Source organism: Paenarthrobacter ureafaciens (genome assembly GCF_004028095.1).
GTDB lineage: Bacteria > Actinomycetota > Actinomycetes > Actinomycetales > Micrococcaceae > Arthrobacter > Arthrobacter ureafaciens.
This window is the reverse complement of the sequence record NZ_SBHM01000007.1, coordinates 2,409,845-2,434,233: the sequence shown is the minus strand read 5'-3', so window position 1 is coordinate 2,434,233 and position 24,389 is coordinate 2,409,845. Positions and strand designations below refer to the sequence as shown.

The 24,389-nt window shown below is 60.3% G+C and carries 24 protein-coding genes; 13 read left to right on the top strand and 11 right to left on the bottom strand.

What is annotated here, in order from left to right; all coding sequences use genetic code 11:
* Window positions 1-145: 145 nt before the first annotated feature.
* On the bottom strand, window positions 146-652 hold the full coding sequence (locus tag AUR_RS15635) for a hypothetical protein (protein WP_062095577.1): 507 nt from the start codon (window positions 650-652) through the stop codon (window positions 146-148).
* Window positions 653-1,106: 454 nt separating this feature from the next.
* On the opposite strand from AUR_RS15635, the gene AUR_RS15630 reads away from it, so the two are divergent.
* Window positions 1,107-1,517 carry a very short patch repair endonuclease gene (locus tag AUR_RS15630; protein WP_062095574.1) on the top strand — a complete coding sequence of 137 codons (411 nt, stop codon included), beginning with the start codon at window positions 1,107-1,109 and terminating at the stop codon, window positions 1,515-1,517.
* Between the two features lie 7 nt (window positions 1,518-1,524).
* On the opposite strand, the gene AUR_RS15625 is transcribed toward AUR_RS15630, so the two are convergent.
* The 4 genes from AUR_RS15625 to AUR_RS15610 form a co-directional block, all read right to left on the bottom strand.
* Window positions 1,525-2,733, bottom strand: a complete 1,209-nt coding sequence (locus tag AUR_RS15625) for an MvaI/BcnI family restriction endonuclease (RefSeq protein WP_164888692.1) — start codon at window positions 2,731-2,733, stop codon at window positions 1,525-1,527.
* Window positions 2,702-4,099, bottom strand: a complete 1,398-nt coding sequence (locus AUR_RS15620; RefSeq protein ID WP_062095572.1) for a DNA cytosine methyltransferase — start codon at window positions 4,097-4,099, stop codon at window positions 2,702-2,704. The genes AUR_RS15625 and AUR_RS15620 overlap by 32 nt, the downstream gene beginning before the upstream one ends.
* 534 nt (window positions 4,100-4,633) lie before the next feature.
* Window positions 4,634-5,671: a hypothetical protein gene (locus tag AUR_RS15615; protein ID WP_062095569.1), complete on the bottom strand. Its 1,038-nt coding sequence runs from the start codon at window positions 5,669-5,671 to the stop codon at window positions 4,634-4,636.
* Entirely contained in the window at window positions 5,668-6,246 is a 579-nt protein-coding gene (locus AUR_RS15610; protein ID WP_062095567.1) for a DUF6932 family protein, read from the bottom strand. Before AUR_RS15610 ends, AUR_RS15615 begins: the two co-directional genes overlap by 4 nt.
* A gap of 903 nt (window positions 6,247-7,149) precedes the next feature.
* Here AUR_RS15610 and AUR_RS15605 point away from each other — a divergent pair.
* Window positions 7,150-7,389: an SRPBCC family protein gene (locus tag AUR_RS15605; protein WP_241650937.1), complete on the top strand. Its 240-nt coding sequence runs from the start codon at window positions 7,150-7,152 to the stop codon at window positions 7,387-7,389.
* A 30-nt stretch (window positions 7,390-7,419) separates the two neighbouring features.
* On the opposite strand, the gene AUR_RS15600 is transcribed toward AUR_RS15605, so the two are convergent.
* Window positions 7,420-8,316: an NYN domain-containing protein gene (locus AUR_RS15600; protein ID WP_062095564.1), complete on the bottom strand. Its 897-nt coding sequence runs from the start codon at window positions 8,314-8,316 to the stop codon at window positions 7,420-7,422.
* A 510-nt stretch (window positions 8,317-8,826) separates the two neighbouring features.
* On the opposite strand from AUR_RS15600, the gene AUR_RS15595 reads away from it, so the two are divergent.
* The gene (locus AUR_RS15595; RefSeq protein WP_062095562.1) at window positions 8,827-10,014 is read left to right on the top strand and encodes a TerC family protein; all 1,188 of its coding nucleotides are present in this window, start codon (window positions 8,827-8,829) and stop codon (window positions 10,012-10,014) included.
* A 277-nt stretch (window positions 10,015-10,291) separates the two neighbouring features.
* On the opposite strand, the gene AUR_RS15590 is transcribed toward AUR_RS15595, so the two are convergent.
* On the bottom strand, window positions 10,292-11,026 hold the full coding sequence (locus AUR_RS15590; protein ID WP_128397204.1) for a hypothetical protein: 735 nt from the start codon (window positions 11,024-11,026) through the stop codon (window positions 10,292-10,294).
* Between the two features lie 232 nt (window positions 11,027-11,258).
* Here AUR_RS15590 and AUR_RS15585 point away from each other — a divergent pair, with 232 nt between their 5' ends.
* The 4 genes from AUR_RS15585 (at window position 11,259) to AUR_RS15570 (ending at window position 16,360) form a co-directional block, all read left to right on the top strand.
* Window positions 11,259-12,002 (top strand): DUF1648 domain-containing protein, encoded by a 744-nt coding sequence (locus tag AUR_RS15585; protein WP_164888691.1) that lies wholly within the window; start codon window positions 11,259-11,261, stop codon window positions 12,000-12,002.
* A gap of 235 nt (window positions 12,003-12,237) precedes the next feature.
* Window positions 12,238-14,391, top strand: a complete 2,154-nt coding sequence (gene helR / locus AUR_RS15580; protein WP_062095552.1) for an RNA polymerase recycling motor ATPase HelR — start codon at window positions 12,238-12,240, stop codon at window positions 14,389-14,391.
* Window positions 14,392-14,482: 91 nt separating this feature from the next.
* Entirely contained in the window at window positions 14,483-14,728 is a 246-nt protein-coding gene (locus tag AUR_RS15575) for a hypothetical protein (RefSeq protein ID WP_062095549.1), read from the top strand.
* A gap of 99 nt (window positions 14,729-14,827) precedes the next feature.
* The gene (locus AUR_RS15570) at window positions 14,828-16,360 is read left to right on the top strand and encodes a SpaH/EbpB family LPXTG-anchored major pilin (protein WP_148649968.1); all 1,533 of its coding nucleotides are present in this window, start codon (window positions 14,828-14,830) and stop codon (window positions 16,358-16,360) included.
* 26 nt (window positions 16,361-16,386) lie between these two features.
* On the opposite strand, the gene AUR_RS15565 is transcribed toward AUR_RS15570, so the two are convergent.
* Both AUR_RS15565 and AUR_RS15560 read right to left on the bottom strand, forming a co-directional pair.
* Window positions 16,387-17,766 carry an MFS transporter gene (locus AUR_RS15565; RefSeq protein ID WP_062095545.1) on the bottom strand — a complete coding sequence of 460 codons (1,380 nt, stop codon included), beginning with the start codon at window positions 17,764-17,766 and terminating at the stop codon, window positions 16,387-16,389.
* A gap of 48 nt (window positions 17,767-17,814) precedes the next feature.
* The gene (locus tag AUR_RS15560) at window positions 17,815-18,552 is read right to left on the bottom strand and encodes an ANTAR domain-containing response regulator (RefSeq protein WP_062095542.1); all 738 of its coding nucleotides are present in this window, start codon (window positions 18,550-18,552) and stop codon (window positions 17,815-17,817) included.
* 267 nt (window positions 18,553-18,819) lie between these two features.
* On the opposite strand from AUR_RS15560, the gene AUR_RS15555 reads away from it, so the two are divergent.
* Window positions 18,820-19,254, top strand: coding sequence for a hypothetical protein (locus AUR_RS15555; protein ID WP_062095540.1), 435 nt, complete (start codon window positions 18,820-18,822; stop codon window positions 19,252-19,254).
* A 118-nt stretch (window positions 19,255-19,372) separates the two neighbouring features.
* Here the strand turns inward: AUR_RS15555 and AUR_RS15550 are convergent, their stop codons facing one another.
* Window positions 19,373-20,062, bottom strand: a complete 690-nt coding sequence (locus tag AUR_RS15550; protein WP_062095537.1) for a hypothetical protein — start codon at window positions 20,060-20,062, stop codon at window positions 19,373-19,375.
* A 168-nt stretch (window positions 20,063-20,230) separates the two neighbouring features.
* Between AUR_RS15550 and AUR_RS15545 the strand changes: the two genes are divergently transcribed.
* The 5 genes from AUR_RS15545 to AUR_RS20330 all read left to right on the top strand — a co-directional run bounded on the left by AUR_RS15545 (window position 20,231) and on the right by AUR_RS20330 (window position 24,063).
* Window positions 20,231-20,995 carry an SDR family oxidoreductase gene (locus AUR_RS15545; RefSeq protein ID WP_062095534.1) on the top strand — a complete coding sequence of 255 codons (765 nt, stop codon included), beginning with the start codon at window positions 20,231-20,233 and terminating at the stop codon, window positions 20,993-20,995.
* A 36-nt stretch (window positions 20,996-21,031) separates the two neighbouring features.
* The gene (locus AUR_RS15540) at window positions 21,032-21,463 is read left to right on the top strand and encodes a VOC family protein (RefSeq protein WP_062095531.1); all 432 of its coding nucleotides are present in this window, start codon (window positions 21,032-21,034) and stop codon (window positions 21,461-21,463) included.
* Window positions 21,464-21,599: 136 nt separating this feature from the next.
* Window positions 21,600-22,937 carry an amidohydrolase family protein gene (locus AUR_RS15535; protein WP_062095528.1) on the top strand — a complete coding sequence of 446 codons (1,338 nt, stop codon included), beginning with the start codon at window positions 21,600-21,602 and terminating at the stop codon, window positions 22,935-22,937.
* Between the two features lie 165 nt (window positions 22,938-23,102).
* On the top strand, window positions 23,103-23,855 hold the full coding sequence (locus AUR_RS15530; protein ID WP_062095525.1) for an ArsR/SmtB family transcription factor: 753 nt from the start codon (window positions 23,103-23,105) through the stop codon (window positions 23,853-23,855).
* Window positions 23,856-23,886: 31 nt separating this feature from the next.
* Window positions 23,887-24,063 carry a hypothetical protein gene (locus AUR_RS20330; protein WP_164888690.1) on the top strand — a complete coding sequence of 59 codons (177 nt, stop codon included), beginning with the start codon at window positions 23,887-23,889 and terminating at the stop codon, window positions 24,061-24,063.
* A 5-nt stretch (window positions 24,064-24,068) separates the two neighbouring features.
* Here AUR_RS20330 and AUR_RS15525 read toward each other — a convergent pair whose 3' ends face one another.
* Window positions 24,069-24,353: an acylphosphatase gene (locus tag AUR_RS15525; RefSeq protein WP_062095523.1), complete on the bottom strand. Its 285-nt coding sequence runs from the start codon at window positions 24,351-24,353 to the stop codon at window positions 24,069-24,071.
* Between the last annotated feature and the right edge of the window lie 36 nt (window positions 24,354-24,389).

Here is a 24,389-nt window from a genome sequence, read left to right as displayed (position 1 = left end):
GTCCGATTGAAGCCAGCCAGACCATGCATCTTCACAAATGCGCCACGCCGCAAGCGGATCATCAAATTTCGGATTCATCGCTCTCCTCATCCTTGCGTGAGCGGGTTCCTATCTCCGCACCTGATACTCGATCCCAATGATTCCATCAAATGCCTCGAGCTTTACGTTCCAGTGCAATTCGCTCTCGGTCCGCCAACAATCTTTCAGGAGTCCTGATCAGGCTGTCCATCGAACCCATCAGCCTCCCTTCCCAAGCATCGAACACCTGAATCTGCAAATCTGCGGGAAGTAGCGGCGTCATGCCCCAGCGCGCCAGTATCTCAGCCTCAAGCGTGAAAGTTGCTCGCAGCGTCTCGTACTTTCTCTTCAACGACTCGTAGTCCTGAGAGGGACCAGAATCATTGTTCCCATCCGGGCCTCCAACGCGCCCCTCCTGCCGCAGCACTGAATCAAGAGCCGCGCCGACCTCCGCAGCTTCTCCATATTCCGCTGGAGAGGCTTCCACCGTCCGCAGAAGTTTCTGGGCCCGTAGCGTCTTCCGAAGGCGTAGTTCAGCGGCAAGCCGCCGTAATACCACATCGTCCTCCCGGCTGGCGAGAGCTAGCTCCTCGAGCTGCGATATCTTCAACGAAGCGTATGGCCGACCGCTCACGCTGGCTCCTCCGAGAACCTGACGCTCCGAGCACACATTCCAGCAGCGCCCCGCCGTCTGGGCTCTATAATCGCCGTATACTGCAAATTCAGTTACCTCTGTGATCATTCATTTGGCAGACCACTTTTCCGCCTTCGCTCGGCAGGTCAGGTGCCAAGAGCAACATCCTATATAGACCCTCATGTTGAGAAGCGTCGACACACTGGGAGCACGGGGCAAGTGGGGCCATTGCACCTACAGTAAAGGCCGACCGCGGAGGTTAGGCTCCTCAGAACATCACTTGCGTGGAATATGGTGACGCAAAACCGCCAACCCCGAACATACTGGGTGTAAAACAGTAGACCGAACAGTGCCTTATCAAATGAGAGCAGCCGGTGCTCTACCCCGGAGATTGCAGTGCCGTGAGGTCGTTCAACGGGGAGCAACTTGAGTTTGGAAGTGGGAGGAGCAACCGGTGACGGACTTCATGACCCCAGAACAGCGAAGCCAGCACATGGCAAAGATTCGTTCAAAGGACACGAAACCAGAGCTTCGTGTACGGCGCACTCTCCACCGCGAAGGATATCGATACCTCGTTCACGATAAGAGGCTGCCAGGAAGCCCCGATTTGGTTTTTCCTTCACGAAGAAAAGCAATATTTGTCCACGGATGCTTCTGGCACGCCCATGACTGTCCGGTAGGCCTACGCCTGCCCAAGTCAAACCCAGACTTTTGGGCAGAAAAACGCGCTCGTAATCAAGAGCGAGATCGTGAACAGGTCCTAAACTTAATGGAGCAGGGCTGGAATGTGCTGATTATTTGGGAATGCCAAACGAAGGACAGTGAAGTCATCCTCGCGATCGCACAAAATTTTCTGGAAGACTAGGCGTCCATTAGGGTTTAGACATCAAACTATGAATAATTGGCTCTGGAAACAGCTCGGTAAACCGCTGTTCCTTTATTTTGAATAGGGGACCTGCTTCGCGAGGAGCTGAGACACCTGCCCCCGCCTTCAAATTGATAACGTGGTCTACAGTTACTCCGCCGCTCGCGAGCATGGGCGAAAGCTGCTGAACTATAGGCATACTCGTTTGCACCGCGGAATGGTAGTGAATCAATTCCACGCCTCCTTCGCGACGTGAATTCGCCTTCACCCAGAACGTATCAGCATGCTTCTGAGCTAACGCATCCTGCAAGACTTCCAACCGCCACGAAACTGGATATGGCACCTCGGGATTTCGCGATGCCTCACGCAGGATGCCTGCGTTGTCGTCGACACTCAACTTAAGACCCTGCGAGTTCCAGGTCGTTCCGCTAACGGTACAATTTAACCTTCGCCCTTTACCATCGGCGCGGTCATATCCAAACTCCTCCCACAACCGTCGCACTGATGGAAGTTGACTAATGCTCCAATCAGGTACTCTGGCAAATAAGGTTAGACTACGCCTCTGCTTACCTCGCGTTGACTTTATTTCAACGCCTTTGTAATCAGGCGCTTTCGACGAGTTAGCCTGTATACCGAGCTCAGTTTCGAGAAGATGACCAACTCCTGTGTCGCCGTGGCGAATGGCTGGAATGAAACCGCGAGCAGATATGTCACGTAGCATCTCCAACAGCTCTTCGAACACGCTCTCTCGCGCCGAGATTCTCGGCTTCAGAAGGGTCCTGTAATTCGCGTTGATTTCAACGGCCTTGCTTAGATCAACACGACTCAAGTTGAGCAGCCATATGCAACTACCGTTCCATACACTGGCTAGAATATCCCCTGCTATACAGTGTCTCTTTAGTTGAGAGAACCAGACACGTGGGTCACCCTTCTTGGTCATGGGGCGATAGAGCGAAGCAGCGACTTCTAAGACATCACCATCCAGCGTCATTATCCTCGCAGGGATAATGGACTTATTTTGCGTACCCTGCGCTTGCAACGAATAGTCATGAATCCCTTGACGAGATAAAAACGAGCGATATTCAAAGGTTGCATCCATGATGCTCTTACCCAGTCCAGTTGCCGTGGGCTCAAGAAGTCCGAAATCAATGCTAAAACGTGTTAGAAACGCTGCGTTAGCAAGTTCAGTCTCGTTTAACTGACGCAATCCGTTCATCCCCCAAAAGATTTGCAATGCGCTCCCCGACGGCCAATGATAGCCAGGGAGAGACCGCATTTCCCACCTGCGAATACTGTGGCACTTCCACTCTGCGTCTATGGGCGCCCGTCGTTTCCTTACCGAGGAACTCGAATCGGTCGGGGAAGCCCTGAAAGCGCGCCATTTCTCGGACTGTGAAAATCCGAGGCTCTGATGGGTGAACGTAGTCGTCTGGCAGGGTTACAACTGTACGAGCTGGCTTTGTCCATCCCAGCACCTTCTGAGAGTGCTTCTTGGTGGCGAGACTGAGGACAACCCCACACAGCTCATCAAGGGTCGAAGCTAACTCCACTCCGTCCGGGGCAACCGCGGGAAGCTTCGCGTCCACCAGTTGATTCTTGACGTAAAGGACGGCATCTGATTCTGTCAAAGATGCTGCCCTGCTTATGATTCTTTGATCCAAACCTGCTCCCGCGAGATACTGATACAAGCGGAAACGCTGAGTGGTTTTCTCGTTGTGCCTTCGGGGCACATGATTTGTCTGCGGGCCCCCAGGCCTTGTCCGCATCTTCCATTTTGGACTTCGCAGGCTACGAATGTAAGACCCGTTTCGACCTTGCAGTTCGTTTGGAGCGTGAGGCGAGAGATCGGCAACCGCGTCAGACACTGTTCGCACTTCGTGGCTGGAAACGGTTGGAATCGGCGCTAATGGTGGCAGCGCTGATTTCAGGGCATCTTTGAACTCTGATTTCCATAGTTCACCCGTGGACTCAACGTCCAAGGCCTGAGCCACGTCCGAACGCAAAGCGATGATCATTAGTCGAGGTCGGTGTTGGGGTGCTCCGTAGTGCATAGCGTTCACATGAACGCCCTGCACCACGTACCCGGGCTCCGTCTCCCTCAATGCCTGCTGTAGTTGCGTAAACGACGACTCTTCTTGTGTCGTAAAGCGTTGATTCATTCCAACTACGTTTTCTATGACCACAGCTTTGGGCTGGGTTCGAGCTACAAACTCCAGATATTCCCATGGAAGTTTGTTGCGAACATCGTCAAACTTCCGCCGACCCGCAAGCGAGAACCCTTGACACGGAGGTCCGCCCACGACCAAGTCCAGATTGGCCTCGGTCAAGCCTTGCATCACGTTATCGTCGTTGAGTAGGACGTTTAGTTCCTTGACCAGCACCCGACCCTCCGCCTGCTCCTTCACTGGCAAGGCGATGTAGTCGTTCCACTTCCGAGCGTCCGAGGCGTCAGCCACAAGGTTGTGGTAGAAGGTTCGGGCTGCCATGTCCGATTTCTCAACCGCCACGACAAGTTCACCCCCTGCGCGCTCGACACCCAAGGACAGGCCACCACAGCCAGCAAACAGATCTACGTATTTCATCACCGTCCCATTGTCGCCTACGGCACTGACATTTTCAGGCGAGTACTGTTGACACCTCGGGTTTTTGTCTTGCGATGGTGATCACATGCAACGACAACGCACCTCATCTCCTCGTATGCAAGGCGGGATGCTGCTGTGCGCGTCGGGGCTGCTAGCGGATCCTTGAGATCACGCCTGCGAACATTTTGCGTCTCGTTCACCGCTCAAGTGGCCTCAGACGTACGGCAGGTCCAAAGTATTCTCAATCAGTCGTTTCTCTGCAGCCGTTAAGCATCGACCTCAAGTCCGGGCTTGGCTCGACTAACTTCCGCTCCGGCTCGGCAACTCTGCTTACGAGTTGGGAAATCGCCGGGTAGACCACCTAGTCGCCGCCTCGCGGCAGGGCCCGTTGCTGTGGGATTGCTGGCAGGCCCCTGGCGCGCCGCTCCGCTGATTGACGGGTAGTGACTCGCGAACGATCGGGGAGGCTCCTTAGTCAACAGAACGACACCGGAAAACAAGGCTGCGAGCCACCACGCCGTAGGGAGTCAGACCTTAGCGAGGTGCGTCCTCGTCTGGGGAGACATCTTCATCGGGGAGAACGACTTCATCCTTGTTTCTCCAGAGTTCAGTCCGCCCTTCCTGAGCAGCTATCCGTACATTCCAAGCATCTTTCTCGTCCAACTGAAACGCGTCCTCTTGATGCAGGCCGGAATCACCGTCGAACTCATAGCGCGTCGATCGCAGGCGTCCCAGCTTATCCTTCGTTGAGACCATAGAAACACGCCAGTTAACGTACTGCCCCAAAACCAGCCGCATGTCCGTCAGGGACTGGGAATCGAATTGCACGTCAAAGGCCGTAGCATTCCGTGTGGTGCCTCGCTTAACCTTGGCATGCCCCGATTCGCGCAACTCAGTCACGCGTCCGCTAACAAATATCTGCGTTGTGAATTCCTCAGCTTCACTCAGTGATTTCATGTAGTCCAGTCCGCGTTCGCTCAGCGTTGCCCGGCGAAGGTCGCCACTCCGTGCGTAAAAACGGAAGTCTGCAACGAGGCCAAGCCTTTCAAGTTCTTCCGAAAGTTTGGCCACGCCGCTGAGCATTGGCGAATTGGAATACATACGCACGTCCTCCTCGTGCTCAACTGCATCCACGAACTCAATGAATCGGCGAACCGGAGCTGCCAGAGGCGTTTCCCGCATAGGCACATCGTCATCCGCCAAAAATTCAACTGGTTCCCGCTTCACGGCTCGGAAGTGGAGGACGCTACTGCCCTTTGAGAACCCCGAAAGTTCCAAATTCACATTCCCGTCAGCGGCAGCGGCGACCGCATCCTGAATAGGCCGCAGAAGGCCCTCCCATTCCAAGCGCAAGGCGGAATTGGTGGCGGTTTCTCCGATAAGGCGAACCAAAAGTTCCTCCATCAGAGTTGCTCCAGGGTCGAAGGCCTGGGCCGCCTCCAGCCACTGTTTGCGCTCCAATTGCTCCCAACCCACATCATCGAGGCTTGGGGCGTCTGTCTCTTCGAAGCTCTCACGGTGTTGAGACAAGAGACGGTTACGCCACTCGAAATGTGACCTCGGAGCGTTCATGACATCACCACCTCTACATAACCCCGTCTTGGCAGGCAGGTCCCTTCCGACAGGCCCCGATCATCCTCCGCACGTACACGCTGCCACCAGTCATCCCACGTGCCGCGAGTCGCCAAATATGTCCTATGCGACTCTTCCAAACCGTCCAAACGGAAAACATGCACGACAGGCTCGTAGTACAAGAATAATGGCGAAACGCCGAATTCATCCTTGACCGAGTCCCGGGAGCGTGCGAAAAGTCCCGTCCCCGCCTTCCCTCGGAGCGCATCCTTGGCTCCTCGGTTAATGATCAGCGTCGCATCCACGTTATTAGGATCTAGTTTGGCACTGACAAAACTCCCACCGAGCCATACCCTGTCCAAGACTGGAGCCGTCAGGATGTCCTGATACTTTTCCTCAAGAGCGAAGAACTTCGCGATATACCTTTCGAAGTTCAGCCAGAGGTCCACGCGGGTAGAAGAATTCTTGAACCCCGGATCATGAACCAGCCTCTGCTGTGCCTCCTCCGGCGTGCAGCTGTATCGGCCCACCGGTAGGTGCCCGGTCTGCACGTCAAACGGTGGCATCATCGCCATTCCCCCACTTCTCCAGAACTAAATCCGCGCCATAGGCACTGGCGTGTACCGAATATAACGCTTGCTTGCCCAGCTGGCGACACATGTATTAGGTGGAACTGCTGACTATCGAACATGGCGCACGCGAGGACGAATTCCTTCCGTACAGAGGGCCGCGTGATGCACGAACACTTAGGCCGCAATCCCCCGGCCAGGACGCACTGCAGCAGCGGGGCTTGGAGGAGCAATTAGTCCTGATTCCGACCTCCTTAGACCGGTTTCCGGTCCAAGGGGATTTCTCATTTTCTCTTTGCAACCCCAACGGCAGTCAGAATTTAACTCCTTCGGCAGAGAAAGAGTAACCTGCCGGGTCTGCCCGTTGGTGAAGTGCACGGTCGCGACATCCGAGGACACGTTCCCCTTGGAGAACGCCGTCAACAGCAAAGTCCGCCCCTTGCCCGAAACAGCAACTTCCTGCCCAGCTGCCTTTAAAATATCCGGAGTCCCCACCGCCGTCGGATGCCAAACGCACGAGACCCCAAATGCAGAGTACGGCTTCCCAGTCACCAAACCCAGCCGCCGCAAGTGCCTCCTCCGAGAACGTCCGCCGACCAGCCGTAACAGCCCCATTGCGCGGATTGGCCGCGTTCGCCACTGACCTCTGGTTCACCAAAGAACCGAAAGGCAGCGCCGCAGGCGCAATTCCAGGCCCCTGATAGGCACCGATGTTCGGAGCCCCAACGGAGCCGGCACCAGAGGCGGGATTCCCGAAGAAGTCTCTGCCGCCGTCGTCGTTAACTGAAACGCCAGCACCCAACAAAGGCGACGCGGAAAACTCCTCGCACAGTGGTGGGCTCCCGGCGACGTTGCGCCAACTGTCGGTCACCGCTTCACGATGGATAGGGGCAACTGGGGCCAGCAGCAGTGGGCGAAGTCACGGCAGTCGAGCCGGGCAAATTGATCACGTTCATCTTCGCCGAAGGCATGCTGGACACAGCCATCACATGGGAACTGGAAACGACCGCCAACGGCACGGTCCTGCACTTCGAGCACGCGGGCTTCAAGTTGGACACCCCGTTGGGCCGCCAAGCCCTCGAAGGCATGGGCAACGGCTGGCCCGGTTTGCTCGCGCGGATTGATCAGGTACTGGTCAAAGTGAACTAGTCGGACGTCAGGCCTTCCCTGGTTGTCCGGCTAGCCCTCCCCGGCCCAGGCTCGGAGCTTTGCCGCTTCGCCCTTGTCGAGTTGGAGCCCAGACACCCGGCACATACCTTCCACGTGCCCCACCCAGGCCCGGGTAAGCTCGGCTGACGACAAGCCACTGGCGAGCGTGACCTTGGCATAGATCAATCCCTGAATGACGTAATTCACGGAGGAACGGGCCACAGGAACATCCGAAGCTAAGCACTCATCCCGGACCAGTTTTGCGAGCTCACTCCGATTGGTGGTCTCGGCCAGTTTGTCTGCCAGAGTGACCAGAATCTGCCTGTATTGCACCGCCGACAAAGCCGGGATATCCGTGACCCGTGCAATCTGATTTTGGAATGAAGCGTCTGGATCTTCCACCGTAGGGAGATCTCCCTGCGAGAACCGTTTTGCATCCCAAACCCACCCCGGGGAGGGAATAGGCGCAAACTGTATTCCGTCGTCGATGCGGGTTATCCAAGTACCGAATTTGCCTTGGCCGCCCCAGTCGCTGCTGAGCGTCGGATCCACAGGCAATGCTCGCTGGGCAACTACCGCGGATTTGATCGGCCCCTCAGCGGCCTTGACCATCTCGCGTACCGCAACTGCTGCACTTGAAGCTAACGAGGCCTTCTTGGCCGCAGGCTTAGCAGTATCCCCAGCCCGTGGCCGGGCCGGCTCCACCGCGAGGGCGCTGCTCGCCACCCCACTCAGTAGCGCAAGGAAGTCGTGCGACTGGATAACCGTGTCCGCCATCTGTCTGTATGCAGCAGCAACTGGTCCAGCGACTATCACGGTCGTTCGGCGATCAGCAGCCCGGAACCGCTGAACGAGCGACGTAAAATCTGCGTCATCCGAGGCGATAAAGAATTCCTCCACATGCGCAACACCAGCCAAGACATCCACTGCGTCCAGAACCAGATTGATGTCCTACTGCTCTTTCCTTGCTGAGTAAGGGAAGGACAGTCGATGACCCTGAAGCCTGCTCGGGTCCAATAGGTCCGGTACTTCGCGTAAACGGTCGGGTTGAGGTAGCAATTGCGAATGAGGAATCGCACGTGTTTCCCACCCGCTTCGTCCGCCTGTGTAATCGCTGGCCGGGATCAGTGGCGAACCGCTCCGCGGCAGACGGATCAAGTGATTTGAGCCCGATATAGACGTTGTCGAAATCAACAAATATGGCTGCACGGACTCTGTTGGACGAGGTGGCCCCCAGGAAAGGTACGGTCATCGCCCCATTATGGCCTTCACCATTCGTCGAATCCGGCAAAGCCACCCACCAAAGCCAACCACCCGCCGTCGTACGCCACTCCCAACCCGCGACGCCGTAACACGGGACCTAACCCGGTAAGTTGGAGGAAGAAGTTACACGACCCTCGCTGAGTTCCACGCCCCGCCTCACGAAAGCAGGATCCAATGACTGTCTCTCCCCTGATCTGGGGCATCACCATCGTCGTCATTCTGGCGCTTCTGGCGTTCGACTACTTCTTTCATATCCGCAAAGCCCACGTCCCCACGCTGAAAGAGGCAGCGGTCTGGTCGTCCATCTACGTGGGCCTGGCTGTGGTGTTCGGCATCCTGGTCCTCGTGTTCGGCGGGGCGCAGATGGGGTCGGAGTACTTCGCCGGCTACATCACGGAGAAGGCCCTGTCCGTGGACAACCTCTTCGTCTTCCTGATCATCATGGCGAGCTTCCGGGTTCCGCGTGAGGACCAGCAAAAGGTACTGCTCTTCGGCATCGTGTTCTCGCTGATCGCCCGGACGGGCTTCATCTTCCTGGGCGCGGCTCTGATCAACTCGTTCGCGTGGGTGTTCTACCTGTTCGGCCTGATCCTCTTGCTGACCGCCGGCAACCTCCTCAAGCCCGACTCCCACGGCGACGATCAGGCGAACAACTTCATGATTCGGCTCGCCAAAAAGCTCTTCCACACCACGGATAAGTACGACGGCGACAAGCTCTTCACGGTGGTTAACGGCAAGCGTGCGCTAACCCCGATGCTCTTGGTGATGGTGGCGATCGGCGGAACGGACATCCTGTTCGCGCTCGACTCCATTCCGGCCATTTTCGGCCTGACGCAAAACGTGTTCATTGTGTTCACGGCCACTGCCTTCTCACTGATGGGGCTGCGGCAGCTGTACTTCCTGATCGACGGCCTCCTGGACCGCCTCATCTACCTTTCCTATGGCCTTGCCGCGATCCTGGCGTTCATTGGCGTGAAGCTGATCCTCCACGCTCTCCACGAGAACAACCTCCCGTTCATCAACGACGGCGAGCACGTGAACGTCGTCGAGATCTCCACCGGCCTGTCGCTCAGCGTGATCTGTGGAACGCTCATCGTGACGGTGGTTCTGTCCCTCCTCAGCCCCGCCGGCAAAGCCCAGACAGCCATCAACAACGCGCGCCGCCACGCCGTCGACTACCTCGACCTCGACTACACCGCCGACGCCGCCGAACGCGAACGCATCTACCGCGCCCTGACCGCGGAAGAGATGCAGATCGCGCAGATGCCGTTGAAGTACCGGAACAAGGCCAAGGACGTGGACAAGATCCGTGAGCAGGTTGCAGAAGCGCATCGCCAGCACGAGGAATTCCTGCGGCGGTAGTGCCTGGCCCGTACCACGCTCTACGCAACGTCCTCCGCATTGTGAACTGCTCGCTGACGAACGGCTTTACGGTCATCCCAGAACCTGGAGGCAAACCATGCGCCACTCAGGGCACCTACGCCGGCCAAAAGGATCAACGAGATCAGGCCGGGTCTCTCTGTGCCCAGCATTCGAAGCGTCACACAAGCGGTGGCGGCAGCAATCGACGCTGCCACCGCCGCGCTGAGAATGACGAACACCAACTTCTTCAAGAGTCGCCCGGCCCGGTTGGTATCCGTTACTTAATAAGGTCCGCGGCTTGGTCCAGCATTGCCTCCAGTTTCGGAAGGTCTGAATCAGCAACGGCCGTACCTGTGGACTGGCCCATGAGCACAACGCCGCCCTTGGCTGCCATTACCACCACTTGATCCTGGCTGCCGGCTCCCGGAGCTGTTGCTGACGACTTGTACGCCAGGGCTCCATCTGTCTTGGCGGATGTCTGGAGGACGCTGGTCACCGCTTCTACACTCTGCCCGAGAATCGTGGCCTGGCTGGCTCCACAAGATTTCACGTTTGCAGCCCTGCCCGCCATGAGTTCGTTTACTCGGTCCTCGGACACTCCGGAAACCAAGGTCAACAAGACTACCGATTCAGCGTTCGAACTGGGTGACGCACCGATGCTGACAACGGCTCCATCCTCCAATTGGGCTCCACCTCCGGCAACGAACTCAGCGCAGGCGGCCGGTTCAACAGTGCTATTGGATACGATGTCCTTCGCCTGCTTAAGGGCATCCTTCAACCGATCATCCGGCATCACCAGCAGACGAGTGTCGTTGGAATCCCTGACGCTTTCAAGGATCTTCCCAAGCTCAACCCTCGAGTAGGTCTTGAACGGCACTTCGGTCGGGGTAGCGGACTCGCTGACCGGAGAAGGCTCCGCCTCGGCAGAAGAGGCCCCTCCTCCAGAGCACGACGTGAGGCTAATGGCCAAGAGAGCGGATACGGCAAGGCCGCGCAGAGCATTGATATTCAATTTTTCCCCGGGAAAAGTGCGTGCGATGAGCTGAAAGACATCAGCCTGGACAAGGATACAAGTCCGCATCACACCCGCCCGACAATGACGCGTGGAGCCCGATTCGATGACTTGCTGCGTGTTAGACGCTTCCTACCGTCTAACATGCAGCGAGCGGTCGAAATGGGCGGGCCTGGTCACGCCACTGGATTATCCGACCGTCTCACGCCGGACTAGGCTGACGTTTGTGACGGTGGCTACTGAAACTCGGATCACTCGTGGTCGCGGCCTGGGCTGGCTGCTGCATCTCCTAGCACTGCTAATCTGCGGAGCCTGCTTCGCCTATGGAGCCACCCTTTACGAGTCGCTTCCCGATCCCGTCCCAACGCACTGGGGACCAGACGGGCGCCCGGACGACTGGTCTCCAAAGTCCTTCGGCTCGGTGTTCCTTGCCCCGGTGATGGGCGCCGGGGTCAGCATCTTCCTGGCGCTGGTCACTGCAGCGGTGTCGAGGATGGATCAGCCGGACAAGGATGCCAGCCCCTGGAAGCTCTATAGCCGGGAAGCAGTGATCCGCGGCACCGTGGCAGCCATGGGCGGCACGTCAATCCTGCTGGCGGCTTTGTTCGGCTTTCTGGCAGTAGCGGGGTGGGTAAATCCGGATCGAGTTCCTCTGTGGCCGGCGATCGTACTCACCGCTTTGATTCTTGCCGTCATTCCGGTTTCCTATGCAACGGCATCCCGTTGGGCGCACCGGACGGCCCACCACCAAGGAATCCGCCCCACGGAAGCAGAAGAGCAGGAAAGCAGGCTGTGGGTTGCAGGCGTCATCTACAACAATCCAGAGGACCCACACGTTCTGGTCCCTAAGCGGGCTGGCACGGGTGTCGGTTGGACGGTCAATGTGGGTAGCCGCAAGGGACGTGTTGTGATGGGCTTTTTCCTTGGTGTCTTTGTGGTTCTTCCGATCGTTCTCGGCGTGGTCTTAGCGCTGTAACGCGCTCCGGCCAGTCGATGCGGCGTCCCGATTCGATGACTCGCTGCGCATTCGATGGTTGGCACGGCATAGTGCGCAGCAAGCCATCGAAACGGGCGCGCAGCCAACCCCAAAAGCGCACAAAAAAGAGGAGAACGCCTCTCCTCACTTTCAATCTATACGGCACAGGGGGCCTTGCCGCAAGGGCCGGGGCCTGCCGCACAATGGGGAGCTGAATCCGGACCAAGGAGCTCCCATGCCTCTCGCAACCAGTGCCTTCAACCTGCCTGAGCACCTATCCCCCAAAGCCACTCCCTCCCTTATCGCCGGCGATGAGCAGCACTTCGCAGCCATCGCCGCGAGCCTGGAGCAAACGATCGCGGACCTCGAAGGTCAGCTCGAAGCCATCAGGAAATCCCCCAGCCGCTTCGGCCAGGAAGCAGTGGAGAAGGACGTCGAAACGCGTCGCCTCACGGGCAGGCTCAAAGCACTGAAAGCGTACGGCCTGGACCTCTGCCTCGGCCGGGTCGTCACCGCAGAAGACGAGGAAACCCTCTACATCGGCCGCCTCGGACTCACGGACAGCGACGGCCAACGGCTCCTGATCGACTGGCGCTCCCCCGCTGCCGAACCTTTCTTCGGTGCAACCCACGCGAACCCCATGGGCCTGGCCGGCCGCCGTCGCTACCGCTGGACGCGCGGCCGGATCACCGACTACTGGGACGAGTCCTTCACCAGCGACAGCGAAGAGAACCCGGCCTTGGAGGATCTCTCCGCCTTCATCGCCAGCCTGGGCAGCAGCCGCTCCGCGAAAATGCGCGACGTCCTCGGCACCATCCAAGCGGACCAGGACGCCATCATCCGGGCATCGTCCCGCGGTGCTTTGGTAGTCGACGGCGGACCGGGTACCGGCAAGACAGTGGTCGCCTTGCACCGGGCAGCGTACCTGCTCTACTCCGATCCCAGGCTCGGGCACAGGCGTGGCGGCGTCCTCTTCGTCGGTCCGCATCGGCCCTACCTCAACTACGTCGCGGACGTTCTTCCCAGCCTCGGCGAAGAGGGCGTGCAAACCTGCACCATCAGGGACCTGGTTCCCGAAGGAGCCGCCGCGGCACCCGAGCCGAGTGCCGCCGTCGTACGCCTCAAAAGCGCAGCGGATATGGTCCGGACCGTTGAAAAAGCCGTCCGGTTCTACGAAGAACCGCCCACGGACGGCCTTGAGGTTGAGACGCCGTGGGCGGACGTGTGGCTCAGCGCGGACGACTGGGCCGAGGCGTTCAACGCACCGTCGCCGGGCACACCGCATAACGAGGCGCGCGAGGACGTGTGGGAGGAGCTCGTCACCATCCTGCTGGACAAGTTCGATACCGACGAGATCCCCGAGGACCTCCTCAGAAGAGCATTCGCCCAAAACACCGAGCTGACGGAGGCCTTCAACAAGTCTTGGCCGCTGCTGGACTACGCCGAGCTGGTCGCTGACCTTTGGCGCGTTCCGGCGTACCTCCGGCTGAGCGCGCCGTGGCTCACTCCGGAAGAAGTGGCCACCTTGCAACGAAAGGAACCAAACGCCTGGACCGTGCCCGACCTCCCGCTCCTGGACGCTGCCCGCCAACGCCTCGGCGACCCCCGCGCGGCCCAACGCAAGCGGCGTCGGAACACCGAAGCGGCTGCCGAGAAGGAACTCATGGACCGCGTGGTGGAGGATCTCATCGCCGCCGACGACTCCGAACTCCAGGTCATGTCCATGCTGCGCGGAGAGGACATGCAGGAAAAACTGGCCGACGATGACGTGCCCATCGCGGACCCCGACGTCCTTGCCGGGCCCTTCGCGCACGTCGTGGTGGACGAGGCACAGGAACTCACCGACGCCGAATGGCAGATGCTCCTCCAGCGCTGCCCCTCGCGCAGTTTCACGGTGGTCGGCGACCGCGCTCAGGCCCGTCACGGATTCACCGAATCATGGGAGGAACGTCTGGAGCGGGTGGGATTGGGCGCCGTTAATCTCACCAGCCTCAGCATCAATTACCGCACGCCCCAGGAAGTCATGGCCGAGGCCCAACCCATCATCCGCGCCGCCCTCCCCGACGCCAACGTGCCCACCTCCATCCGGACCGGTGGCCTGCCGGTGGTGCACAGTTCAGTCGGCGAGCTGGGAACTGTGCTCACTGACTGGCTTGAAGCGCACCCTGAGGGGACGGCTTGCGTGATCGCCAAGTACGACGCCGGAACGGGTTCGCTACCAGCGTCGCCGCGCATCCGGGTGCTGGCGCCGGAACTGGTGAAGGGCCTTGAGTTCGATCTGGTTGTCCTGGTTGATCCGGACTCATTCGGTGAAGGGATCGAAGGAGCCGTGGACCGCTACGTTGCCATGACCAGGGCGACGCAGCAATTGATGATTCTTAAATTCTGACCGCTTTTCGCGTCACATCCCGTCCCGTTGTGCCACTGAGTCTGAAAAGTATTCGCGGTTGAAAGACCCGTGCGCACAAGAGGGATGACTCATGAACCAAACCAAGGACCCCGGGGACGCCGTGCAAGCAGATGCTGGCTGGATTGTAGCCACCGACTGGACCGGGGTGCGGGGACGCAACGTCGAGGTCTATGAACACGGCGAATTCATGGACCGCGGCAAGGTGGACACCGTCACCTCCGATGGCCGCATCCTCTGGTTGTCCTTTCAAGGCAACATCCCGCGACGAATCATAGAGAAGTCACCCGAAACCACCATCCGGGTCCTGCCGGATTAACTGGATCGCTCCTCAAATCCCGTCGTCGTTTCCCGCAACCCTATAGACACCGCCGGCACCAGCATTGAGCACCATCACACTGAGAGAAACGAGCATGCAGTGAAAACTTCATACCCCCGGCGGTTATGGCGAGCAGCCGCCGCGTCGTTGGCCGGTGCAGCATTGGCGCTGTGTTCCACAGTCGGCCCCGCCGCAGCTGCCCCGGTGGTCGACGGTGACCAAACGGGCTCAATTACGGTGCACAAGTTTGAAAAGCCCGTGAAAACGGGCGGCGGCGGCAACAACGGCAGTGGCCACAACGGCGGCGGCAACCACCGCGGCGATGGCAACGGCTTCACCACGTTCGCGGTTCCGGACACGTCGGGCTTTACTCCCTTGGCAGGGGTCGAGTTCACCATCCAGCAGGTCAACACCCTGGACTTATCCACCAACGCGGGATGGGAGGCCGCCAACAACCTGAGCCATGTGTTCGATCCCCAGAACCCCACGGGCTCGATCACAGGAGCGGGATACACGCTGGGAACGGCCATCTCGCAGACAACAGCCGCCGACGGAACGGCCGTTTTCGCCAACCTTCCCATCGGCTTGTATTTGGTCACGGAGACGAATGTCCCGGCGGGAGTCACACCGGCCGCGCCGTTCCTGGTAACCATCCCCACCACGGATCCGGACAACCAGAACAACTGGCTGTATGACGTTGATGTCTATCCCAAGAACTCAGTCTCCACTGCAGAAAAGACCGTCACGGATGCCGCTGACGTGAAGCTTGGGGACCTAATCGACTTCACCATCCTCGGTGACATCCCCAACGAATCGGTGATCGACGGCTACAGGATTGTGGACCATCTGGATACCAAGCTCACCTACGTCGGAACAGATGTGACCCTGGTCGACGGGACAGTGTTGGATGCGAGCGACTACGACGTCGTTTTCGATGCGGGCACGAATACTGTCTCAGTGATCTTCACAGAAGGTGGCCGTCAGCTGCTGGCGGTACGTCAGGCCACCCGGGTCCAAGTGGTCATTACCGTAGCTGTCAACGCAGTAGGCGAGATCGAGAACGACGCCCTGCTCTACCCCAACGCGGCTAGCCTCGACGTTACCCCCGGACAACCCGGCGGACCTGTGGTGACCCCTCCGGTGGTCACCAAGTGGGGTGCCATCACAGTGGAGAAGATCAACGAATATGGCGAAGCATTGTCGGGTGCTTCGTTCTCTGTCTTTACCTCCGAGGCAGACGCCAAGGCCGGCACCAACCCGGTGGTCATCGGTGGGCAAACGAGCTTCGCCGTTGCCGGTGACGGAACTTTGACCATTTCAGGTCTCCGGTACTCGGATTGGGCTGACGGCAGTGCCGTTGCGCCAGGAAGCCCTGACTTCCGAACCTACTACCTAGTGGAAAACACCGCGCCCGCCGGTTACGAGTTGCTCTCTGAACCTATCCCCTTCCTGGTCACCGCAGCCACCACCGCGGTAGGTGTAGACCTGCAGGTCAAGAACATTCCCTCCAACGGCGGGTTCCAACTGCCTTTCACCGGTGGCACGGGAACCGGCCTCATCTACACAGCCGGTGTTCTGCTGCTGCTTGGCGCTGTCATTGGGTTCCTCCGATCCCGCAGGTCCAGAAAATGACCGCTGGCAGTCCGCAGGCGGTGAAGCTACAGGCGGCGGGACCCGGCCTCCGGCTTCTTCCACATCGCGGAGAGCACAATCACCACCAGGCTCAGCGCGAGCATCACCCAAACCATGAGCCCCCAGTTCGCCTGATTGACGCCCGGGCCGTACAAAACACCAATCAGCACAGTGGCCGTGATGGCGCCGAGGTAACGGCACGTCTGGAAGATACCGGCGGCAACACCGCGTTCCTCGGGACGGGCAGAGACGTAGAGGGCTTGGTTCGAAGCGGTGCTCACCGCACCGTACGGCACACCCATGACGGCGGTAACCACCAGCACCAGCGGCGGCCACAGGGACAGGGTCAGCAACCCGAGCGCACCCGAGGCTGCCGTCAGGACGCAGACCCCGGTGATCAGTACGGCCCGCACGCCGAACCGCTCAATCAACCGAACAGTAAAGGGCGTCACCACAACCGACAACGACGCAAGGGGAAGCATCAGCAAGCCCACCAGCCCGGCGTCGTAATTTCCTGCTTCCTGCAGCAACTGCGGAACGCCGAAGAACGCAAAGTAGTAGACCCCGCTGAACACAATGAAGACGAGGTAAATCAGCAGCAGCGGACGGTTCCCGCCCAGGAGCCGGAGGTCCAGGAACGGCGGGCTGAAGCGCAGCTCACGCCACGCGAACAAGGCACCGATCACGACGGCGGCAGCCAGCAGGTGCCAGCGGAACCCAGGCAGGACGTTGAGCAGGGCCATCATAGCGAGCATCAAAGAGACGACGAAGGCGAGGATGCCCGGGATGTCCGAGTCTCGGATGAGCTTGCCGAGGGATCCTGTTTCCTGCCCGGTGTCGGCGGGCGCGGCGCGCTGGACAACCAGCAAGGCGGCCAGCGCCAGTGGGACGTTGATGACGAAGAGCGCCTGCCAGTCGAAGAGGCTCACCAGCAACCCTCCCACCACGGGGCCTACGGCGGCGGCGGAAGTGTTGGCCATTTGGATACGCCCCAGCGGACGTGTGGTGGGTTCGTTGGCCAAGCGGCTGAGTTCGGTGACCATGACCACCGCGCAGGGGTACGCGGTCGCAGTGCCCACGGCCATCAAGGCCCGGGCCACACAGACGAGCGCGAAGCTTGGAAGGAACGGGGCGATCGCGCAGGTGACCGCGACGAGCGCCATCCCGAAGGTGAACAAACGGCGTGGTCCGAAGCGGTCGGCCAGCCTGCCCATGAGCGGTTGCCCGGCGGCAGACGCGAGATAGAAGGCTGTGATGACCCAGGTGACGGTTGCGACGTCCAACGCGAAGTCCTCCCGCAGCACCACCAGTGCCACCGCAATCATGGACGAGTTCAGCGGGTTGAGGGCGGTACCTATGCTCAGCGCCGCGACGGCCAAACCGGGGCGGGGGTTCTTGTTCGTCACGTACCCCAGTCTGGTCCATGGTTGCCCCGGGTCACGAAACGCCGGGCGCTACTCCTCGAAGTGCGTCGTGACCTTGCCAGAGGACACGGCCGCGATGATCGACTGGGCCAGATGGCGGAGCTTGATGTTCCGGTTGCTGGAGGCCGTCCGCAGAATGGTGAAGGCCTCCTCCTGGCTGCAGTGGTTCTGGGCCATGATGGCGCCCACGGCAAGATCGATCACGGTGCGCGACTGCATCGCCGCAGCGAGGTCGTTGCGGGCGTCGCTCAGCTGGGCAATCTTCAGGGCCAGCCGAAGTGACTTGGAAGCGTGGGACGCGAAAACCTCGGCCCGTTCGATGTCGGCTTCGGTGAAGTCATTGGCGCGCTCCGAGTAAAGGTTGAGCGCTGCCCGTGTATCTCCCTCAACGAGGAGCGGAACACTCAGGATGCAGCGCACACCTTGGCTTGATGCAGCAGCCACATACTCCGGCCAGCGGTATTCACGCGCGAGATCCGGCACCAGGACTGAACCCATCTGATCCATGGCAGTGCGGCATGGACTATCGAAGTCGTTCTGGAGGTCATCCATCACCCGGGCGCGATCGTGGCTGGTGGCAACTGTGGCGGCGCGCTTTTTTCGCAGGACGGTGATGCCGCAAAAAACCGGCGAGTCGGGGTGGGAGAGACTCTCTGCCGAGAAAATTGCCAAGTCCGTTAGGAACGCCTCGACATCTTCACTACCGAGGACAAGATCCAGAAAGTATCCATTCTGGAGAGCTTCCTGCTCGGGGTGGGGGTTGACCATGTGACGTATTTCCTACTGACTGAAAGCGTCCCTGGCCTACAGCAAAGGAGCGAAAAAAGCCGCCCTCTGCAAAACGGTCTGGGAACACCTTATCGTCCAACGATCAACGGTACAAAGTGCGCCACGGTCTGGTTGACCTGCGGCTTCGCACCCTCCCCGGACCGCATCGGACGACGCCTTCCACCTGTCGCATTGCATTAGAACTAAGTATGCTTACTATTACAGTTCGCATCGAGTGCAGGACCACCAGCGCAAAGGAGTTATTTCATGGGCATCGAAGAGAGCATCACTAAGGCCGCCGAGAATGCGATGGAAGACTTGGCCGGCACGTCGGATCCCGTAAAGGGCGACCAAGTGCCGGAACCAAACCAGAAAGCAGACGACATCCAGGTGCACTCCTCGCTCAGCGAAGGATCCAACGCCATGGATTCCGACACCCCGGAAGAACAGGCCCACGCAACGTCCGGCCGCGCGGGCTCTTCCGACTCACGGGTGCCGGCCACTGGCGATGGCGGTGTTGAGCAGGACACCGGAATCACGGACAGCGACATCAACCAGGACCGCGAAGGAGACCGGGACATTCCTACGGCGGCAGGCGACGTCCCGGGACCGGCAGGCCTTCCCGACGGCGATCCGGACGCGCTCAGGGCAGATCCGTCCGAGGGCGGCGAGGACCCGTCGACAAATATGGGTCGAGGCTAGGGCCGGGCGTACCGCCACGACCCGCTTTCACAGGCGAACGGCCACTTTGCAACCGGCTGCAGTTGCGGAGTGGCCGTTCTTTGTCCAAAGAAGGTCGTGGAGGCCCGCCGGAGCGGCCCTACGCCATCTGAGCGTCCGCCTCCGGATCGCGCCTGGCGTCGATCATCCCGGCCACCTTTGCTTCGAGCGCAGCCAGGGTAACGTCGGGCAGTACGATCAGGCCATCAAGCTCTTTACGGGCACGCTTGTAGGCCGTCTGACGTTCGGCGGGCGTCGCGGCAACGTCCTCGGCGATCCTCAACAGCTTCCGCGCAGTGGCCAGTCGATCGCGTTCGGGGCCGGTGAAGTTGGCGTCCTTGATGCGCTTGGCTTCGTGTTCGGCAATTTCGAAGGCGATCTCGTAGCTGCGGACCGCCGACCGGTATTCGGCGAGCCTTGCCGCCGTCGTGATGTCCGCAGCCGCCGCTGGACGCAGGCCGTCGGCTTCTTTTTTGGCTCGCAGGAAAGCTACGGTCAGCGGCTCCCGCACATCACTCATCAGCGGATAGTCGATGAGCTTTCCAACGTCCAGTTCATAGTCGAGCCACTTGTGGTTCACGGCGTCGTGAGCGGCCATGAGCACTGCAACCTCGGCTTGGCTTGCCTGCTCCGCAACCACCTGCTGGTTCTTCAACCTGTACAGCTCCACCTTGCGACGGTGGCGGCGCTCGTTGGCCTTGGAGATCGACTTGGCCCATCCACCGGCCATGCCGCCAAAGACGAAAACCAGCCACCAATAATTGCCGAGGAAGTTGAAAAGGGGTTCCACAGAGCCATCCTCCCACCTGCTCTCAACACCCAACAACCCGCAGCCTCAGGGCGGCAAGCACGTTTCCAAGCAGGAGTTCTTCTTATGCTCAGCACGTCAGAGCGTTAGTTTGACTGGTTGCTCGGTACGCTTCGTAGAACATCGTCACCCGCATGGAAGGACACCATCGTGCCCAACACGAACGACCACAACGACGTGGCAACCTCTGCAACCGCCCCGCAGCTCAACGTAGTCGTGGCCGGTTCCACAAGCGCTGCAGGGCAAACGGTGGTCAAGGCGCTCGTCGCGCTGGGAGCGCGGGTGGCCGCCGTCGATCTCGACGCCGCACGCCTTGAAGCGCTTGCGGAAAACCTCGACGGCGTGACGCCCTACACCTGCAATCTCGCCAACCGCGAGGCAGTGGAAAAGCTTGCGGCCTCGGTCCGAAATGACCTTGGGCACGTGGACGGACTCATCCACCTGGTGGGCGGCTGGCGTGGCGGCGAAGGCATCACGGGCCAGAAAGATGAGGACTGGGACGTCCTCCACACCAGCATCATGACCACGTTGCGCAACACTTCGCGCGCTTTCTACGCCGACCTGGAAGCTTCCCCGCGAGGCAGGCTGGCAATCGTGTCGGCCACGAGCGCGGCCAAGCCCACGGCGGGCGGCGCTGCGTACTCGGCCATCAAGGCAGCCTCGGAAGCGTGGGTCCTGGGAGTTGCAGACGGTTTCAACGCAGCACAGTCCGGCCACAAAACCGAGCCCAAGGAACAGACCTCGGCGGCAACCGTCTTCGTGGTGAAGGCACTGCTGGATGACGCCATGAAGGAAGCGGCCCCGCACCGCAAATTCCCCGGCTACACGCACGTCAACGCTCTCGCCGAACACATCGCGGCGCTCTTCGCCGCTCCCGCGGCGGACATCAACGGCACCCGCCAGCACCTCAGCTAGCCTCCGCAGCGGGACCTGCGGACTAGCATTGCCCGCATGGACCAGCGACTGCACTTCATCACGTTTGCCACGCAGGACCTCAACCGGGCCCGGACCTTCTACCAGGACGGGCTCGGTTGGGAGCCCCTCCTGGATGTGCCCGGGGAGATCATCTTCTTCCAGGTTGCACCCGGCCAGGTACTGGGCCTCTTCGACGCCGGGAAATTCGACCAGGACCTCGCCTCAGGCGCAACAACCGCCGGTGTCAGCGGGGTGACCCTTTCACACAACGTCGGAAGCCAGGAAGAAGTGGTCGCCACCATCGAGGAGCTCGTCGCAGCCGGCGGCACCGTGCTGAAGCCCGCGCAGGCAGGGGCATTCGGCGGCATCTTCCACGGGCACGTCCAGGATCCGAACGGCATCGTGTGGGAAATCGGCTACAACCCCGGCTGGAGGATCGAGGAGGACGGTACGGTAGTCTTCGGCTGATTGGCATACCAAATCATCCTTGCGCTTCCGGGTTTCATCTAAAAGCTTGCATTTCCGCATCGACTTCCTGCAATCTGGAATACCAAAGTAGAACCAATGGCCATTGCGTTCCGGCATTTCCTCCAGGAGTACAACGATGTGCAACCACGACCACACCTCAGCACCCACGCCAAAAAGTGAGCTGCCCCGCCGCGGAGTCCTCGCCGGAGCTGCCGCGCTGGCAGGAATCTCGGTAGCCGGGCTCGCCGCCCAGATGGTCTCGGCTCCCCCGGCCCTGGCCGACAACCCCAATTCAGGCCCGAACTACCCGGGCAAGGCCCTCACCACCCAGGCCCTGATCATCGAAGGCGGAACGGTGGTCGACCCCAAGACCGGCGACGCCGTGGCTGACGGCGTCGTGGTTCTCGACGGCGGCAAAGTGGCTGCCGTCGGTAGCCGCGACGAAACGCGCAAGGCCGTTGCCGCCGTCGTACAGCGTGCCCGTGTCCTCAACGCAACGGGTCGGTGGGTCCTTCCCGGCCTTGTGGACGCGCACGTCCATGCCAACGCGCTGGCCGATGCCCGACTCCTGCTCCAAAGCGGCGCCACCAGCGTCCGCAGCGGTTCAAGCTCCTTCTACCAGGACATCGCTTTGGCTGCCGTACCGTCCTGGTCTCCGGGCATCTCGCCACGGATGACAGCCGCCGGCCTCTTCATTTCACCGGACCAGGGCGACTCGCTGTTGGCCGACCCGGACCTGGCCCCCTTGGCGATGCTCAAGAACGGCGTGACGGAGACCCAGGATCTGGCCTACCTGACCCGGGTCAACATTAAACGCGGCGCTGAAGTGATCAAGACCCGGGCCAACCCGCGGGCGGGCCTTCCCGAACAGGACCCCCGCGAACTGGTGTACGACGTGGAGCAGATCGGGGCAATCGTCAAAGCCGCCAAGGGCGCCGGAGTGCTATGCCACGCGTACAGTGCTGAAGGCATCGACGGCGCCGTCCGGGCCGGCGTGCGCAGCATCGAACACGGTGTGTTCGTCAGCGAAGCAACCATCCACGACATGGCCCGCCGCGGAACATACTTCACGCCCACCATGGATGCGATCACCAGCATGGCCACGTCCGCCAACCCGATCCTCGCCGCCCGGGGCAAGGAATACACGCCCATCCTCCAAGCTGCCGTCCGCGCCGCCAAGGACGCGGGCGTGACGATCATTGCCGGCACCGACTCGTTCGGTACCGACGTCACTCCGATCGGCACCGAGGTCCGGTTGCTGTCGGAGGCCGGCCTGACCCCGCTGGAAGCCTTGCAGGCCGCCACCACCAACGCCGCACGGCTGCTTGGCCGTGGCGACGCCGTCGGCCGCCTTGTACGGGGCTCGCTCGCCGACGTCGTCATTGTCGACGCCGATCCCCTGACCGACGGTTCGGCGCTCGAGAAGGTGAGCACCGTCGTCGCACAAGGCGCAGTGGTGCGTACCAACCTCTAGTCGACGGCCTCCCCTTCCCGAGTTCGCCGGAAACGTGCCAGGACCTACGAAGGGACCAGCGTCCACGCACGCTTCCAGCGACCTCGGCCCCGCGAAGAGAACGCGGAGGGGAACCCGAAGAGAAACCGTTGACATGTGACTAAATGGTCACCTATCGTAGGGCTCATGGACCTAGTGTTCAAAGCCCTCGCTGATCCAACCCGTCGGGAATTGCTCGACGAGTTGTTCCGCGAGGACGGGCAGACCCTCTCTGCCTTGGGAGCCCGGTTCGAGATGACCCGTTTCGGCATCGCCAAGCACCTCAAGCTGCTGGAAGAGGCAGGCCTTGTGGTGACCCGCCGTCGGGGGCGTGAAAAACTGCACTTCCTGAATCCGGTACCCATCCGGCTCATCCACGATCGTTGGGTGAGCAAATATGCGGAGCCATGGGCCGCTGCCCTCAGCGACCTCAAATCCAGATTGGAAAGTCCCATGGAAAAGATCTTCGAGATTTACATCAAGACCACCCCGGAGCGGCTCTGGGAGGCCATCACCACCAGCGAGATCCGCAGCAAGTACCAGTTCGGAAACACGTTCACCTCGGACTGGACCCCTGGCGGGAAGTTCCAGATGCACAACGTGAAAGCGGATGCCCCCCTCGGCGAGGGTGAGAACATCGAGGTGGATCCCCCGCGTCGGCTGGTTCAGACCATGACCGCACTGTGGGGCGAGGACGTGAAGGCTGAAGGCACGTCGCGCATCACGTGGGAGATCGAGCCGGTGGGCGACTCGTGCCATCTCACCGTGACCCACGATCAACTCCGCGAAGGCGCCAACGACCAACTGTACGGCGGCTGGCCCATGATTCTCTCCGGCTTGAAGACCTGGCTGGAAACCGGTGAAACCCTGACTACCCCGGGCTCGTTGATGTACGCCTGACCAGCCCGTGAACAATCGCTAGGATTGCTAAATGACCCACGATAGCGAAGTTGAGGTTCCGGCAACCACAACACCGTTCCAGCAATTGCTGCAATCGGGAAGTGTGCGACCCGCAGCGGCAGCCGCTGTGGATTTCGCCAACATTAATCGCGTGAAGTTGACGACGGACACAGCCACGATCCTGGCTGAAGAACGAAACAACTCGTAGGGGACCTAGCCGGCTATCCCAAACCCTGCGAATTCGCCCGTGGCCTCGGACAACTCCGAGTCCACGCGCTCCACACGGCCGGGCGCGTGGGAAGAATCCAGCCAGTCCAGGAGCCGTTGGACGTCGTGGCGCGGGCCCTCGGCAACAACTTCCACTGTGCCGTCGGAGAGGTTGCGGACCGTGCCCGTGAGCAGCAGCTCGTCGGCCTTACGGGCCGTCCGGTAGCGAAAACCAACCCCCTGGACCACGCCGGAAACACGCGCGGTGAGCCTCACTGCATCTGCTGCCATGGACCCACCTTAACGAACCCAGCCCTTGCCCGCTGC

What these genes read in the sequence shown, in the direction of transcription:
- AUR_RS15625 (WP_164888692.1), bottom strand. Translation starts at nt 2,733, where the DNA reads ATGAACGGATTGCGTCAGTTAAACGAGACTGAACTTGCTAACGCAGCG.
- AUR_RS15620 (WP_062095572.1), bottom strand. Translation starts at nt 4,099, where the DNA reads ATGAAATACGTAGATCTGTTTGCTGGCTGTGGTGGCCTGTCCTTGGGT.
- AUR_RS15615 (WP_062095569.1), bottom strand. Translation starts at nt 5,671, where the DNA reads ATGAACGCTCCGAGGTCACATTTCGAGTGGCGTAACCGTCTCTTGTCT.
- AUR_RS15610 (WP_062095567.1), bottom strand. Translation starts at nt 6,246, where the DNA reads ATGGCGATGATGCCACCGTTTGACGTGCAGACCGGGCACCTACCGGTG.
- AUR_RS15595 (WP_062095562.1), top strand. Translation starts at nt 8,827, where the DNA reads ATGACTGTCTCTCCCCTGATCTGGGGCATCACCATCGTCGTCATTCTG.
- helR (WP_062095552.1), top strand. Translation starts at nt 12,238, where the DNA reads ATGCCTCTCGCAACCAGTGCCTTCAACCTGCCTGAGCACCTATCCCCC.
- AUR_RS15575 (WP_062095549.1), top strand. Translation starts at nt 14,483, where the DNA reads ATGAACCAAACCAAGGACCCCGGGGACGCCGTGCAAGCAGATGCTGGC.
- AUR_RS15560 (WP_062095542.1), bottom strand. Translation starts at nt 18,552, where the DNA reads ATGGTCAACCCCCACCCCGAGCAGGAAGCTCTCCAGAATGGATACTTT.
- AUR_RS15555 (WP_062095540.1), top strand. Translation starts at nt 18,820, where the DNA reads ATGGGCATCGAAGAGAGCATCACTAAGGCCGCCGAGAATGCGATGGAA.
- AUR_RS15540 (WP_062095531.1), top strand. Translation starts at nt 21,032, where the DNA reads ATGGACCAGCGACTGCACTTCATCACGTTTGCCACGCAGGACCTCAAC.
- AUR_RS15535 (WP_062095528.1), top strand. Translation starts at nt 21,600, where the DNA reads ATGTGCAACCACGACCACACCTCAGCACCCACGCCAAAAAGTGAGCTG.
- AUR_RS15530 (WP_062095525.1), top strand. Translation starts at nt 23,103, where the DNA reads ATGGACCTAGTGTTCAAAGCCCTCGCTGATCCAACCCGTCGGGAATTG.
- AUR_RS20330 (WP_164888690.1), top strand. Translation starts at nt 23,887, where the DNA reads ATGACCCACGATAGCGAAGTTGAGGTTCCGGCAACCACAACACCGTTC.
- AUR_RS15525 (WP_062095523.1), bottom strand. Translation starts at nt 24,353, where the DNA reads ATGGCAGCAGATGCAGTGAGGCTCACCGCGCGTGTTTCCGGCGTGGTC.